16 protein-coding genes and 1 pseudogene are annotated in these 15119 nt (G+C 36.8%); 14 read left to right on the top strand and 3 right to left on the bottom strand.

The features are described 5' to 3' along the window. Positions 1-232: 232 nt before the first annotated feature. Positions 233-1417 carry a hypothetical protein gene (locus OEV98_RS05670; RefSeq protein WP_263072245.1) on the top strand — a complete coding sequence of 395 codons (1185 nt, stop codon included), beginning with the start codon at positions 233-235 and terminating at the stop codon, positions 1415-1417. Between the two features lie 94 nt (positions 1418-1511). Continuing rightward, entirely contained in the window at positions 1512-2777 is a 1266-nt protein-coding gene (locus OEV98_RS05665) for a metal-dependent hydrolase family protein (protein WP_263072242.1), read from the top strand. Between the two features lie 348 nt (positions 2778-3125). Here OEV98_RS05665 and OEV98_RS05660 read toward each other — a convergent pair whose 3' ends face one another. After that, positions 3126-3437 carry a hypothetical protein gene (locus OEV98_RS05660; RefSeq protein WP_263072241.1) on the bottom strand — a complete coding sequence of 104 codons (312 nt, stop codon included), beginning with the start codon at positions 3435-3437 and terminating at the stop codon, positions 3126-3128. A gap of 414 nt (positions 3438-3851) precedes the next feature. On the opposite strand from OEV98_RS05660, the gene OEV98_RS05655 reads away from it, so the two are divergent. The 12 genes and pseudogenes from OEV98_RS05655 to OEV98_RS05600 all read left to right on the top strand — a co-directional run bounded on the left by OEV98_RS05655 (position 3852) and on the right by OEV98_RS05600 (position 13467). Beyond that, complete coding sequence (locus tag OEV98_RS05655) at positions 3852-4355, top strand: sigma-70 family RNA polymerase sigma factor (protein WP_263072240.1); 504 nt, start codon at positions 3852-3854, stop codon at positions 4353-4355. Then, positions 4348-5187 carry a DUF3298 and DUF4163 domain-containing protein gene (locus OEV98_RS05650; RefSeq protein ID WP_263072239.1) on the top strand — a complete coding sequence of 280 codons (840 nt, stop codon included), beginning with the start codon at positions 4348-4350 and terminating at the stop codon, positions 5185-5187. The genes OEV98_RS05655 and OEV98_RS05650 overlap by 8 nt, the downstream gene beginning before the upstream one ends. A gap of 334 nt (positions 5188-5521) precedes the next feature. Further along, a complete protein-coding gene (locus OEV98_RS05645) occupies positions 5522-7426 on the top strand; it encodes an acyltransferase family protein (RefSeq protein WP_263072238.1) in 1905 nt (634 codons plus the stop codon). Between the two features lie 213 nt (positions 7427-7639). Continuing rightward, positions 7640-8083, top strand: coding sequence for a MarR family winged helix-turn-helix transcriptional regulator (locus tag OEV98_RS05640; RefSeq protein ID WP_263072237.1), 444 nt, complete (start codon positions 7640-7642; stop codon positions 8081-8083). A gap of 120 nt (positions 8084-8203) precedes the next feature. Further along, entirely contained in the window at positions 8204-9148 is a 945-nt protein-coding gene (locus OEV98_RS05635) for a ring-cleaving dioxygenase (RefSeq protein WP_263072236.1), read from the top strand. Positions 9149-9235: 87 nt separating this feature from the next. Beyond that, complete coding sequence (locus OEV98_RS05630) at positions 9236-9802, top strand: NADPH-dependent FMN reductase (protein ID WP_263072235.1); 567 nt, start codon at positions 9236-9238, stop codon at positions 9800-9802. A 184-nt stretch (positions 9803-9986) separates the two neighbouring features. After that, entirely contained in the window at positions 9987-10517 is a 531-nt protein-coding gene (locus tag OEV98_RS05625; RefSeq protein ID WP_263072234.1) for an RNA polymerase sigma factor, read from the top strand. After that, entirely contained in the window at positions 10504-11325 is an 822-nt protein-coding gene (locus tag OEV98_RS05620; protein WP_263072233.1) for a hypothetical protein, read from the top strand. Before OEV98_RS05625 ends, OEV98_RS05620 begins: the two co-directional genes overlap by 14 nt. 66 nt (positions 11326-11391) lie before the next feature. Further along, positions 11392-11652 carry a hypothetical protein gene (locus OEV98_RS05615; protein WP_263072232.1) on the top strand — a complete coding sequence of 87 codons (261 nt, stop codon included), beginning with the start codon at positions 11392-11394 and terminating at the stop codon, positions 11650-11652. Positions 11653-11722: 70 nt separating this feature from the next. Beyond that, the gene (locus OEV98_RS05610; RefSeq protein ID WP_263072231.1) at positions 11723-12031 is read left to right on the top strand and encodes a hypothetical protein; all 309 of its coding nucleotides are present in this window, start codon (positions 11723-11725) and stop codon (positions 12029-12031) included. 88 nt (positions 12032-12119) lie between these two features. Then, on the top strand, positions 12120-12653 hold the full coding sequence (locus OEV98_RS05605; protein ID WP_263072230.1) for a GNAT family N-acetyltransferase: 534 nt from the start codon (positions 12120-12122) through the stop codon (positions 12651-12653). Positions 12654-12742: 89 nt separating this feature from the next. Then, positions 12743-13467, top strand: a pseudogene (locus OEV98_RS05600) (class I SAM-dependent methyltransferase). Between the two features lie 350 nt (positions 13468-13817). On the opposite strand, the gene OEV98_RS05595 reads toward OEV98_RS05600, so the two are convergent. Further along, entirely contained in the window at positions 13818-14150 is a 333-nt protein-coding gene (locus tag OEV98_RS05595; protein WP_263072229.1) for a hypothetical protein, read from the bottom strand. Between the two features lie 197 nt (positions 14151-14347). Further along, positions 14348-14863 (bottom strand): hypothetical protein, encoded by a 516-nt coding sequence (locus OEV98_RS05590; RefSeq protein WP_263072228.1) that lies wholly within the window; start codon positions 14861-14863, stop codon positions 14348-14350. Positions 14864-15119 lie beyond the last annotated feature (256 nt).

Below are 15119 nucleotides of genomic sequence, written 5' to 3'. Positions count from 1 at the left end.
TTGGGAAATCTTGATTATTCTATAAAAAATGGATAATTTTGTAATGAAAATATTGAAAACGTTACCATTGTTGTAGTGGCAACTCTTGTAAAAATTGTATTTTTTATTTTATCAAAATATTTAAGGAATAACAAAAATTTTGTTGACAAAGACTAGAGAACGATACTAGAATGAAAAGCAATAATCTTTTTATAGATTAAAATTTTTCGATAATAAAAAGGGGGAAGTAGAAATGTTTGACACTCCGATTGTGGCTGGGATGTTAATTTTAGCAGTATTTGCTTTGGGAGAATTTGTTAGTATTATCACTCGAGCAAGAGTTCCGATGTTATTTGTGGTGATGATAGGGTATTTAATCCTATTATGGACAGGCATTTTCCCGAAAGATATTGTAGATAAAGCGAATTTTACTGCCTTTGCATCGATACTTCCTGCACTGTTAATTGTTCATATGGGAACATTGATTCCGATAAAGCAATTGAAGGAGCAGTATAAGGCGGTATTTATTGCACTTGCAGGGATTGTCGTTGCTACATTACTAATTTTTGCGGTATGTGCACCAATTCTTGGCTACACGGAAGCGGTTTCTGGTATTGGACCACTTGTTGGTGGAACAATTGCCTACATTATTACTTCGGAGAAATTGACGGAATTAGGGTTAACTGCAATGGTTACAATCCCAGCTTTAATCCTAGCTATTCAAGGGCTAATCGGAATGCCACTAGCAAACTTCTTCTTAAGAAAACGTGGATTGGCGATTGTAAAATCATTAAGAGAGAATGGAACACAAGAAGTAGCTGCAACTGTAGAAGCTACCAATCTTTTTGAAAAGAAAGAGGAAAGCAAGAAATCATTTCTTCCGAAAAAATATCAAACACATGTTATTTTGCTTTTCCAAGTATTTCTTGGTGCAGCATTAGCTACATGGTTAGGAAACGTTACTCATATTAATTATAGTTTATGGGCATTAGCAATCGGTCTTATTGGATCTTATTTTGGTTTTTATGTTGGAAGTATTATGGAGCGGGCAAACTCCTTTGGTATTTTAATTACATTATTGATGGTACTAGTGATGAGCTCGATGAGTAGTATTACCCCATCGATGTTTACTGGCTATCTTCCAGAAGTTGCCTTCATTATGGTTGTTGGGATTGTCGGAATTTTAATTGGCGGATTTATTGTTTCGAAGCTTGTTAAATGGGATCCGAATAAAGGGATGCCAGTGGCAATTACTGCATTATTTGGTTTTCCAGGGGATTATATTCTTTGTGAGGAAGTAAGTCGTAGTGTAAGTAAAAATGAAGCAGAACAAAAGGCAGTCTTTAATGAATTATTAACCCCAATGCTAGTTGGCGGATTTACAACAGTTACCGTCGCATCCGTTGTTATTGCCGGAATTGTTATGAGTACATTGTAAACGAGCGTTGAAGTTATTTGCTGAAAAGGGTAGTATGAATTTTTACACCATAAATTGATTGAATATTTTTAAAAAAATAAGGAGAGTGGAAATTATGGCTTTTACATTAGTAAAAAATGCAACCTTAATTGATGGAAATGGTGGTGCACCACTGCAAGATGCAGTTGTTCTATTGAAGGATGGTGTCATTAAAGCAGTCGGTACAGCAAATGATGTACCACAGGTTAATGGCGAGGTTGAGGTTTTGGATGCACAAGGTGGCTATATTTTACCAGGGCTCTTTGATACGCATGTGCATATGATGTTTGAACAAGAAGATTACGGTAAAAAGTTTCAAACTCCTTTTTCTTACAATTTTTACAAGGCAATGGATCACTTTAAGCGAACCATTGAGACCGGTATAACCTCTGTACGGGATGCCGGGTTCACAGATGTTGGAGTTAAACAAGCAGTAGAAGAAGGATTATTTGTTGGGCCACGTCTTCAAGTTAGTATCAATCCATTAACGATTACGGGTGGTCACGGTGATTCATGGACTCGATCTGGTATTGATTTGACAAGTCCTACATACCCTACGATGCCGAGTGGAATTGTCGATGGACCAGATGCTATTCACCAAAAAGTTCGGGAAATGTTACGGGCAGGAGCAGATATTATTAAAGTTCATGCAACTGGTGGCGTAATGAGCCCAACTGACCATCCAGAGTTCACACAGTTCTCCCAAGAAGAACTAGAAATTATCGTTCGTGAAGCAGCATTCCGTCGTGGTGTGAAGGTTATGGCCCATGCACAAGGAGCAGAAGGAATTAAAAATGCCGTTCGCGCAGGTATCATTTCTATAGAGCATGGAATTTACCTAGATGATGAAGCAATCGAATTAATGATAGAGCATGGAACCTACTTAGTGCCAACATTATTAGCACCGGTATCCGTACTAGAACAATTTGAAAATAGCACAGCGATTCCAGAGCATGCAGCAAGAAAATCTCGTGAGGTTATCGATATTCACCGCGAAAGCTTTACAAAAGCATACCGGGCAGGTGTGAAAATCGCGATGGGAACCGATGCTGGCGTAATGGCACACGGAACAAATCTTCGTGAACTAGGCTTAATGGTAGAAGGTGGCATGACTCCAATGGAAGCAATAGTGGCTACAACTAAAACAGCCGCTGAACTAATGGGCTGGGAAGACAAACTAGGAACCGTCGAAGCAGGCAAGCTTGCAGACCTAGTAATCGTGAAAACAAATCCATTAGAAGATATCACAAGCTTAGAAGACAAAACAAACATCGTAACGGTTATTAAAGAAGGAAAAGTAGTGAAAGATACTCGGAAAGAAGCAGCAGTAACAGTAGGTTAATAGTTAGTTAATCAAGCTACCTTTGTAGGTAGGGATGAAGGCAGGGCATTCGCACGTAATAGCGGGTGCTCTGTTTTGATTTTTTAAGAACGAGGTAGGAGTGAGGGAGGGAAATTAGGAAAAAATGGGATGAGATAAATGCGGGAACTTCAGAAAAACATGAGAATTCCCGAAACGATGCGCCGGTTCCAAAACATATTCCCGAAAAGCGCGCACTAATTCCCGGAAAAACAAGCAAAATCCCCTCACTATTCCTACAAATAATTATCTGTACCACCAAACCACCATCCAACACAAAAAAACGACAAAACCAATAGTCTTGTCGATCAATTTCTTCTATTAAAATAGTTACCGGTAAATCCTCCGTAATCCCTTTACAAACCGCCGATTTAGTGATTTATATAATTGTTCTTTTGTTTCAATAGATACTTCTGGGCTGCCGTAGACGAAGAAGTAGAGTTGTCTTAATCGGTTGAAATAGTAGTCAGAAGATAGCCAGAAGTAGATATATCTTATCTGTTTGAGAATTCGATTGGCTTGACTTTGGGAGACGTGTTCCTTTTGAAATTTAATTTTTACTCGAAGTGCTTGCAAAGTAAACCAATTAACGATTTCAAAGAGAAAGAAAAGAATAATCAATATGACTAATAGTGCTTTCATGTTAATCGCCCCCTTGAAGAAAACATGAAGTTACCAATAATTGAAATGTTGAAATAATAGGACCATATTAACAAATTGACCATTACAAACTTATTACACTTTAAGGGAAAATAAGGAAAAAATTCAAAAAAAGTAGCTGTAGTCTCAATTTTAACAATATTATGTTTTTTTGGAAGGCTGTTTTCTAGGATTGTTGTATTTCATGGGATAAGTTTATAAAATGAAACGTTGAGCAGACTGAATATCCGAAAACTCCACGGAAAAGCGGATACGGATGTATTCAGGCTGCATTCTTTATAGAAAAAGTAACAATCTACACGAAAACAGTCTTTCGAAAAACTTTTTTATAAACTAAAACGTCTATACTATGTAACTAGTTATGAAATGCATTTAAAAAGGAGCTCTTGAAAGGAAATGAAGAAATATGATGTAGATACAATATTTATCTCCTGTATTACAGAAAACAAAGATGATTTCTATCGTTTAGCGTATAGCTATGTAAAAAATCAGGAGGACGCGTTAGATATTGTTCAAGAATCGATAAGAAAAGCACTGACCTCTTTGATTAATATAAAGGACATAAACGCAATGAAAAGCTGGTTTTATAAGATTGTGATTCGGACCGCGATTGACTTTCTAAGAAAGCAAAAGAAATTAACCTTAGCTGATGACGAGACAATTGATTTTTTGAGTAAAGGTAAAGAGGACACCTATAAGGATTTAGATCTTCACAAGGCGTTAGATGAACTTCCCATTATGTATAAAACAGTCATTATCCTTCGCTACTTTGAGGATTTAAAGCTTGAGGAAATTGCGGAAATTTTAGAAGAAAATATCAATACGGTTAAAACTCGGCTATATAAGGGTTTAAAGCTATTACGTATTACGATCACTGAGGAGGAGCTAGTGAATGAATAAGAAATTAGAGGCTTTAAAAAAAGAATATAAGGACGTTCCGATACCGAAAGAGCTAGATGAAATCATCGCCAAATCACTCCCGAAAAAGAAAAAGCATCGGTATGTATGGCCATTAGGGGTAGCCGCTGCAGCGATGCTTTTCACTACAGCTGTTAATGTTAGTCCAGAAGCAGCGCAGGCGATGGCGAAAATTCCGTTCGTAAAAGAAATTGTAGAGGTAATCACCTTCCATGAGGTCAAAGAGGAAAAAAATAATACAAGCATTGATGTGAGAACACCTGCAATTTCCGGACTGGAAAATAAAGTATTGGAAGATAGCTTAAACGAGAAGTATATAGAGGAGAGTAAAAAGCTATATGAGGAATTCGAAGCGGCTGGAGAGAATGACCGACTAGCAATCGAAGGGGATTATGAGGTAGTTACCGAGACGCCTATTCTTCTATCAATCCGACAAACTATCCAAAAGACACAGGTTTCCGGATATATGCAACACCATTATGTCACCATTGATAAAGAAAACGAAGCACTCCTCACGTTAAAGAGCTTATTCAAAAATGACCAGTATGTGAAGGTAATAAGTGAGAACATAAAACAACAAATGCAACAGCAAATGGACGAAGACCCAAATAAATCATATTTTCTAACGAAACAAGACGTGGAACCATTTACGCAAATCGATCCAAACCAAGAGTTCTACATCACCACGGATAATCAATTAGTCATCTCATTTGATGAATATGAAGTCGCACCCGGATATATGGGAGTGGTGGAATTCAAAATACCAACCGACATTCTTTCAGAAATACTAGTCGGAGACAGGTATATTAATTAACTAAAAAGCATACAGAAAACGGTAAGCATCTTTCTTCTATTTAATAAAAAGGAAGTGCAGCTTACCGTTTTTTAAATGGAAAAAAATTGGACTTACTAAGAAATCCTTTGTATAAACTGCTGGAGCGGTGTAACTCATTCTGCAGGCTAGCTATAAAAAAACATTTTTAATCATAACACTCTTTTAGTAAAACAAAATTGCACCTTACTACGTCTAGTAATTAGAAACAGAAAACAAAAGGAAAAATTTCTTTCCCCAATAGAAAAATAGAAAAAAGGGGATTTTTTACAAACAGCATTTAGAAAAAAGACAAACAAGAGGGGGATTTCTACGTATGCAACAAAAACATCGCTATATTCCAGGCTTAGATGGGCTTCGGGCGTTTGCTGTCCTATCCGTCATGGCCTACCACTTTAGCTTCAGCTGGGCAAAAGGAGGATTTTTAGGAGTTGACATTTTTTTTGTTTTATCAGGTTATTTAATCACATCCATCGCCATCCCAGCCCAAGGTAATTCAATCGAATTAAACGTACGTGAATTTTGGCTAAAACGTATCCGTAGACTACTACCGGCTGCATATGTATTAATCATTACTACCTTTGTATGGGTAATGCTTTTTCAGCGTGAAATGCTACATTCCTTACGAGGCGATGCCATTTCCTCTATCTTTTACAGTAGTAATTGGTGGTTTATTTTCCATAACCTTTCCTATTTTGATAGTTTTGGAGCACCGTCCATTTTAAAAAATTTATGGTCACTTGCAATCGAGGAGCAATTTTATATTATTTGGCCAATTGTACTGATTGCCGGATTTCGCTTTTTTAAAAAACGAAGCAGCCTTTTAATGATTGTGCTATCAGGAATAATTATTTCAGCTTTATTAATGGGGATATTGTATCAGCCTGGTGCTGATCCAAGCCGTGTATATTATGGAACAGATACTCGTTCCTTTGAATTACTTATTGGTTGTTTACTTGCCTTTGTTTGGCCAATGAAGAAACTTTCCTCTAAAAATTTGTCTACGAAATTAGGAAATTTATTAAATATCACAAGCTTCATCGCTTTTGGAATCCTTATTCTTTCTGTTGGATTTATAGATGAGTATCAATCGTTCCTTTATCGGGGCGGGATGGTGTTGATTTGTATAAATGCCGCTATTTTAATCGCCTGTATAAGCCATCCTGCTAGCGTTTTAGGGAAATTGCTATCCTTTAAACCACTTTATTGGATTGGTTCGCGCTCATACGGAATTTACCTTTGGCATTATCCAATTATGGTGCTTAGTACCCCGATACAGGAAATTGGGAACCCGGTTTATTGGCGAGTAGGTTTGCAGGTTGTTATTACATTTCTGGTAGCGGAGCTTTCCTATCGCTTTATTGAAATGCCGATACGAAAAAAAGGCTTCCGTCCATATTTTAGACAATATTTACTCATTAATCGTTTAAATTGGCGAGGTTTTCCTTTTGCGAAAAAAATGACAACGATCCTCTTGCCACTCGTCATTTTAGTTTTTACTGTTGGAATGGCAGGTGTAGTAAAAGGGAAGGAACAGCTACGTACGACCGCCGCCTATCCAATGCAAGTACAAATAATCGGGAAAGAGTATTTTCCTCGTGAGATGGAACCTGTCGTTCCAAATAATTCTAAAACAACGGAAGGCAAACCTCCACATCAAGCGAATGGAGACGCATTACCGCCAATTGATGAACAGAATAAAGAAGCTGCTAAACCGGTGGAAACGAACACGAATGACACAGCTGAAAATAAAGCCTACACGAGGATTCTTGCCATTGGAGATTCCATCATGTTAGATATTGCATCTGACTTGCATGAAAAATATCCAGAGATGACGATTGATGGAGAAGTAGGAAGGCAAGTATCTCAAGCAGTGGAGCTTGCCCCATCATATGCAAACTATAATCAATCGGGAAATGCGGTTATTATTGAATTAGGTACGAATGGTTTTTTTACCAATAAACAGTTAGATTCTTTACTTCAATCGTTCTCAAACACGCATATTTATTTAGTCAACACGAGAGTTCCTCGCCAATGGGAAGGTAAAGTAAATAATGCCTTAGAAGCAAAAGCTAAGGAAAATGATCATATAACATTAATTGACTGGCATTCCGCAGCTATCAATCATCCGGAATACTTTACAAATGACGGCGTTCATTTGCAGCTGAAAGGAATCGAAGCATTAACTTCACTAATAGAGCAAGCAATAAACGTTCCTTGAAAACAATATAATGTGACGTCTCCATTCTCTAGTTGAACAGAGAGCTATTACCGGAGGCGTCTTTTTTTTGTGAAATTTTTACAGTTGAAGGATGTAATAGCTAGTTTAAGAACAGGTATGGAAGGTTTTTATCTCAAATTAATGATAATTCTCCTTGTTTTATTATCAATTGACTAGTAAAATGATAATATAAACAAAAAGGAGCATTCTCGTATGGATCGTAATACATTAAGCTCACTCATCTGGCTACGAATGGCACGATTTGTCCAACGTAGTAATCATTTATCCAATGAATTTTTAGAGCAATATGGGTTAACCGCAGCACAATTTGATGTACTGGCACAAATTCAACATAATCAACCAATCACACAAACCGAACTGGCCGATAAACTAACGTTAACCTGTGGTGGAATCTCGCGGATGTTAACGAGATTAGAAAAAGAAAATCTGATTATTCGCAAGCAGCAATGGAAAATAAAATATATTTCTTTAACAGACAAAGGCAGTACCATCTTAAATGAAGCAATCCCAGCGCAAGTAGCCTTTCAAGCCTCTATGTTTGATGAAGTGCTGGATGAGGCAGAGAAGAAGCAATTATATGCCCTCGTTAAAAAATTGCATAAAGCTAGTTTGGAAAAAACGGTATCACCAAAGTAATGGGGTGGCAATTTAACAAGCCCTAAGCATTTAAAAGGAAATTATCCTAAAAAGATGTTTTACTATAGATAGAAAAAATTTTTAACAATCATTTTACATGTTAAATGAGGTGGGAAATAGATGCGGAAAATATTAGGGCAGCATCATGTATCAATGTTTACGAAAGACGCACAAACCAATGTTCATTTTTATCGAGATACGTTAGGCTTACGATTTGTGAAAAAAACAGTCAACCAAGACAATCCGTTTATGTACCACCTTTTTTATGGAGATATAATCGGAAGCCCTGGTACAGAGCTATCCTTTTTTGAATTACCACACGCAGGAAAAACGTACCGAGGCACAAATTCTATATCAAAAATTGGTCTGTTAGTAGAGAGTGAAGATGCACTAAACTATTGGAAGCAACGCTTTGAAGAATTAGCAATTGTCCATGGGGATTACACTATTTATGCTGGTCGAAAGGCATTGCCATTTGAGGATCCGGATGGACTTTCACTACTTTTAATAAACAATGCTAGTGCAGCTACCCCAAGCTTTTGGAAAAAATGGGAAGGCTCCCCAGTACCAATGGAATATCAAATTTTAGGTATCGGAGCTATTGAGCTGTCGGTACGATATCCCGAGAAAACAGCGAAATTACTGACCAATGTATTCGGATATAAGGAAGTTTCTGCAACGGAGGATTTATCTGTCTATCAATGCGTGGAAGGTACTGCCTATAGTGATATTGTCGTGAAAAAATTGGAAGCAGTTAAAGAAAGACCTGGTCGTGGAAGCGTCCATCATTTAGCAATCCGTGTAGCAGATCCGCAAGCATTACAGGAATGGGCATCCTTCATTAAGGAACAAGGATATACTGCTACCTCTGACATTATTGATCGTTATTATTTCCAAAGCTTTTATTTTAGGGAACGTAATGGCATATTATTTGAACTTGCAACCGATGGTCCAGGATTCCCGGCGGATGAATCAATCGAAAGCCTTGGCGAGACACTTGCATTACCACCATTTTTGGAGGCAAGACGTGCAGAAATTGAAGCAAAGCTAACACCAATTAAATAACCAGGGTTTACCCCACTAGATTTTATAGAAAAAGGAGATTGCTCCCCAAAAGGGACAGATCCACGACAGAAAAAAGGAGGACAACACATGAAAATCGTTGGAATTGCTGGCTCGATTGTCGGCTCGAAAACAAAAATTGCGATGGAAGCTGTGATGAAGAAAATTCACGAACAATATCCGGATGCCGACACGACACTAGTAGATCTTGGGGAGCTGGATATCGTTTTTAGCGATGGACGCAATTATATGGAATATGAAGGGGATACGGGATATGTAACACAATTGTTGATGGCTGCAGATGCAATCATTATTGGTACGCCAACCTTTCAAGCATCTATTCCAGGAACCTTGAAAAATATTTTTGATTTACTACCAGTAGATGCGTTTCGTGACAAAATTGTCAGCATGGTAGCGACAGCAGGAACTGCAAAGCATTTCCTAATGGTTGAACAACATTTAAAGCCTATTTTAGCCTACATGAAGGCAACGATAATCCCAACCTATGTTTTTATAGAAGAAAAGGATTATTATCGTAAAGAAATTATCAATGATGATGTTCACTTCCGCATCCAACGGCTAGTAGAGGACACAGTAGAAACATTCAAAGCAATGGATATCGTCCGCAAAGAAAAAGAAGCAGCATACGATTTTTGATTAATTGAACCGAAGAAAGTGAAGGGAGCGATCCTTTATTTCTTCGGTTTTTTTGTTGGAAATCCCCCCTTAAAATCTACTATTCATATTAAAATAAACAAAGATACGTAATTTAAAATTACTGCAACCTATTTTGTACTCATCCGTCCTTATAGGTAGTGCACTACTAAAGGGGGAAGACATTTTGCTGGAGGAAGCACAACAACGCGAGCTAATTATGAAATGGTATGACGAATACAATGTTGCGATTTTCAAATATATTTACAAAATGATTCATGACGGGCAGGAAGCAGAGGACTTAATGCAAGAAACGTTTTTAAGAGTATTCCGCTATTTAAGATTGGAAAAAGAAATACAGTTTCCGAAAACGTATTTGTATCGGACAGCCCGTAATTTGACAATTGATCATATACGAAAGCAAAAACCAATCCAGCTCGTGAAGGAGCTCTTTACAGCAAAGGAAAAAACCGTACCAGCAACCGAGACAGTTGTTGAAATTCAGGAGGAGCTACGGGAATTACAGGAAGTAGTACAAACATTAAAAACCTCCTATCGGGAGGTTATCATTTTACGAAAAATAGAAGGCTTTACGATCCAGGAAACCGCACAAATTTTAAACTGGACAGAGAACAAAGTGAAATACACATTATCGCGTGGATTAAAGATGCTTGACGAAAAGCTCAGTAAAGGCGGTGTAATCAATGAAATTTTCTGAACAATCGCATCATGAGGAAGCACTAAAAAAATGGAATGAAGGTATTACATGGAAGGAAAATGACCAAGAACGGACAAGAAATCAATTTGTGAAGCAACTGGATAAAGAGAGCGAACGAAAATCGCGAGTAACTGGTCACAGATTGAAAACACCCATTATACCAGTGTTTGCCACACTTGTATTTGTCGGTGTATTAGCAATTGTCCTCTTCAGTGGACCACTAAACAAACTGTTCCAAAGTACAACAGAAATAAATTTTGCGGGTAATCCGGAATCGACAGCAGAGCTAGCAGTTATTACAGATGAAATGTACGAAAAAATCGAACTTGGTATGGACTATAAGGAAGTAATGAAAATGATCGGTGGTGGTAAGGAACGAAGCAAAAACATCGGCAACCTCGGAACAGACTATGAATTCCAAGGCGAAAACCATGCCGTCTATTTACTATTTGATAATGAAACAAATAGCTTAACATGCAAGGGCAATACGATTACATCGGTATGCAATGACTACCAAGCAACAAGTGAATCAAGCGAGGCGGCTGAGACACTAGACGTTCGAGCAGTAGTATGGAACCAACTACCAACAGATTTTTTACAGTATATAGACGGTAGCTGGCAAGATGGAAAAGTGGGAAAAATCAAACTAGAGGAGGGAATGGGCGATATTCACGATAAATCATATATCGGAAAGGAAGTATATCTTATTGAGTTCCCAAGGAAAGATAAAACAATCGAACCTACCCATCTCATCGTATATGCCAGTATCGAAGACTATCAATTTCTAGGAATTGGGTATGTGGAATAATTGGTGAAGAGAAAGCGCCAGTATATTTGGTGCTTTTTCTGTTTTCTGTGGGATGAGGGGGAATGGTTGAAGGGTGGAGTTGAAAAATATAAATGGGGGATATCCAGAAAAATAGGTGGATGTTCCGGGAAAAATGAGAGGTGTTCCCGGAAAATAGGAGGAAGTTCCAGAAAAATGGGTGAAGTTCCTGAAAAACAGGTGGAAGTTCTAGAAAATATGGGGGAAGTTCCCGAAAAAAGAGTTAATATTCCCCAAAAACCCCAGCAAAGCTCCTACAAAAACTATCATACCACCACCCCCAATTCTACCAATTTCAAAGAAATATAAAAAAACAAGTAAAGTTTCCTCCATTTTGGACATACTGTGTACTAAGGAAATCCAAATGAGGTGACTTTCGATGAAAAATATGAGTAAGCTAGTCGATAATTGCTGGAAGGGCTTGACGCTTCAGCATGTATCCGAAAAGAAGATTATTGTTCCGTATACTATTTTTACCGTTCTAGCACTAGTATTTGAATTATTTTTGCTAGGACTAGTAATCTATTCGATTGTTCTTTTTCAACTATTTAATTATCAAGCTGATTTTCTATTTTATGTAGCCATTGCGATTCTGCTTTTGCTGTTTTGCTTGACCGTACCGATTCTTCTAGCTGTTATGAAAAGTTTAGCAGATAAAAAAGTCGATAAAATAGAAGCAAGCCAATAGCTAGTAGTTATTAAAATGTGTAAAATTACAATTTTACGAAAAAAATGATTATAATAGACTTAACACTATCAATTAAAGGAATGATCCGATGCTACAATCTAGACATCTATTATTAAGACCCTTAACTTACGAGGATGCGGCAGATTTACTGCAACTCCAATGTCAAAACAAAGCATTTTTCCAAAGGTTTGCAATGGTGCGACCTAGCTCCTTTTATACATTGGAGCATCAACAGAGTTTAATTAAGCAGTGGGAACAAAACATGCAAAATGATGTCGAGTATTCGTTCGGCATTTTTCATGAACATAAACTAATTGGTACTATTAGTTTATTTCAAGTTTTTCGAGGTTCGCTTCAAAGTGCATTCATCGGGTATTTTGTTGACAAAAATTATAATGGGAGAGGCTTTGGAACAGAGGCGGTCCAATTAATGGTAGATTATGCCTTTGAGACACTGCATTTACATAGAATTGAGGCAGGCGTGATGCCACATAATATTGGCTCGATTCGCGTACTGGAAAAATCAGGCTTCCATAAAGAAGGACTGGCGATTAAAAATGTAAACATTAACGGGAAATGGGAGGACCATCAAGTACTAGCAATAATCAATCCGAATGATTAATAAAGGGATGGATAAAAGGATAGGCTTCAAAGAATAATGTAGTTTCCTTATAATAAAAATAAAAAAACGTATTAGGATGGTCCGCTCAGATGAATACAAAGCCGAAATATCAAACATGGATTCGAGTACATAAATTACTAATTTTGTAGCAATTTCCTTGCTTCTACTAGTAATAACGCTATTCCCTATTTCTATATATGTACGTGTACTGTCAAGAATTTTTGCGCTTCCTTTCTTATATATAACCTTTATTCTCTCGTACCCTATTTACCAATTTGCAGCATACGGGGGAAATTATCAATCAAAGATTCATGAGGTAATGGTTAGTAAAATATATTGGAATGGGACAGGAAAAATTCTTGATATCGGAACTGGCAGTGGTTCGCTCATTATTAAGCTTGCAAAGGCGTTCCCTAATGCAACTTTAACGGGAATTGATTATTGGGGCGGAAATTGGGAGTACTCTAAGGCGCAATGTGAAAAAAATGCGGAAATCGAAGGAGTGGCGGAACGGATTACGTTTCAAAAAGCAAGTGCATCCGAGCTCCCATTTCAAGCTGCCACATTTGATGTCATTGTAAGCTGTTTAACCTTTCATGAAGTGAAAGATAGCGAAAATAAAACAGACGTCATGAACGAAGCATTAAGGGTGTTAAAGCCTGGTGGTACTTTCGTTTTCCTAGATTTATTTATGGATGAAAAAATATTTGGAAGGCAAATAGAGCTTGAGACGGCCGTAAAGGAACAAGGGGTATCGGAATGGAAGTGCTCTATGCTTTCCGATGATAAAAGTATTCATCACTTTTTTAAGTGAGAATACTTTTTTTTCATTTACTCTTCTTTTTTCTTCCGACGTTGATCTAATAGCTCCGCGTCGTAAAATAGTACTTTTCGTATAATATTTATTTTACGAATAATTGTAGACTGATAGAATAGTTGTTTAGTAAGTCGTACGCTTTTGAAAGTAAGTTGTACCCTTTGAAAGTAACTTACCCTATTTAGGCAAGAAGGAATGTCCTTAATTGTAGATTCCTCTTTTTTTATTCATTCAATTATTTTACAAACAGTTGAAACAAATCTGCCAGAAAAAAGATATTAAAATGTAACATAATCATGGGGAACAATGTATACTATTGCTCCCCATGACTATTTTAATATCGTTTTTTAATCATATAATGTTGCATAATCAGTACCCCAAAAACTATCATTTTTCATATCTTCTACTATTTCATTAAAAAGTGGAATTATATCCTCAGGATTTTTTACACCGTTTACCTGTAGAACAATATTTACATCAGTTTTACCTGAATTTGTAGTAGGGTATATTTCAATGCCATAAGGTCGCGTGCGTCGGGGAAAAGATGGAACAATTTCTACGAACCAATGTGTTGCATTTGAATATTTATTATATCCAGCGTTTAAGAGTTTTATTCTATCTGTTTCACCCATTGGCACAAGTTCATAAGATAAATATTTTTTTCCCTTTCGTTTATGCATTTGCCTTTTTGCTCGCTTTAATAAATCATATCTACTACCTATTTTTTTCTTTAGTCTTTTTTTAATTTTTATCGTCCTCTCCGAAGTTTTGTCTTAAGTAAGAGTGTTCCGTAAAAAGAAGAAATTCAGTTGGTAATTTCTAACTGATTCAAATTCTATCATAAGTAATAATTGCTGAAAATGTTAATTTTTTTAAATTATATTGGTATTGGAGTATATCCGTTGTTTGCATTATAAAATGTATTATAATAAACATTTGTACTAGTATGATGTAGATAGATATTTCCTCTCTTTGCTCCAGATTCAGTTGATTGGAACATATTATAATGTGATATAGTTGTATCTCTCTGTCCTTTTACCATATCCTTCTTGAACGCTTCTGCACCACCTGAATATCCAGCCTGTCTCGCAACTGTATTAGCTTGACTTGTACTTAATTTGTATCCCGAAGGGCTCCCGTATCCAAGCGGTAACATCGCCGGTTTAGACCCCCGGTAACTATTTAAAGACACCCCATTATCCTCTACAGTAGGCGTAATTGTTAGGTCTTTTAATGATTCTTTTTCACTTATATCAATTACTTTAACCTCTATTGGTGAAGTTACTTCTGAGTTACTGATTCCTGCCTCTTCAGCGAAGGCAACATTTCCACTAACCATTAGGAAAACTAATAAAATTGCAAAAACTTTTTTTAATCCTTTTACTAATTTCATAATAATACCACCTTTTACAAATTTTGTAATACATTTTCAAAATAACAAAAAATCAGACGATTTTCGATACTTTTTGCAAATTTATTTTTTTGTACTTTTAGGGATGATGGTGATTGGTTAATAAAGTCAACTAAGAAATCTCTTTACAATGATATTAGCCCAGATTTTCTACGGAAGTGAAATAATATTGCCAAAGCTTTTATTGAACAAAAAAGTATTAGGAAATGCGATGATTATTCGTGGTAGGAAATAAGTA

This window comes from Perspicuibacillus lycopersici, from assembly GCF_025660475.1.
Classification (GTDB): domain Bacteria; phylum Bacillota; class Bacilli; order Bacillales; family Caldibacillaceae; genus Perspicuibacillus; species Perspicuibacillus lycopersici.
The sequence above is the reverse complement of the archived record's forward strand: the minus strand, read 5'-3'. Positions and strand labels throughout refer to the sequence as shown.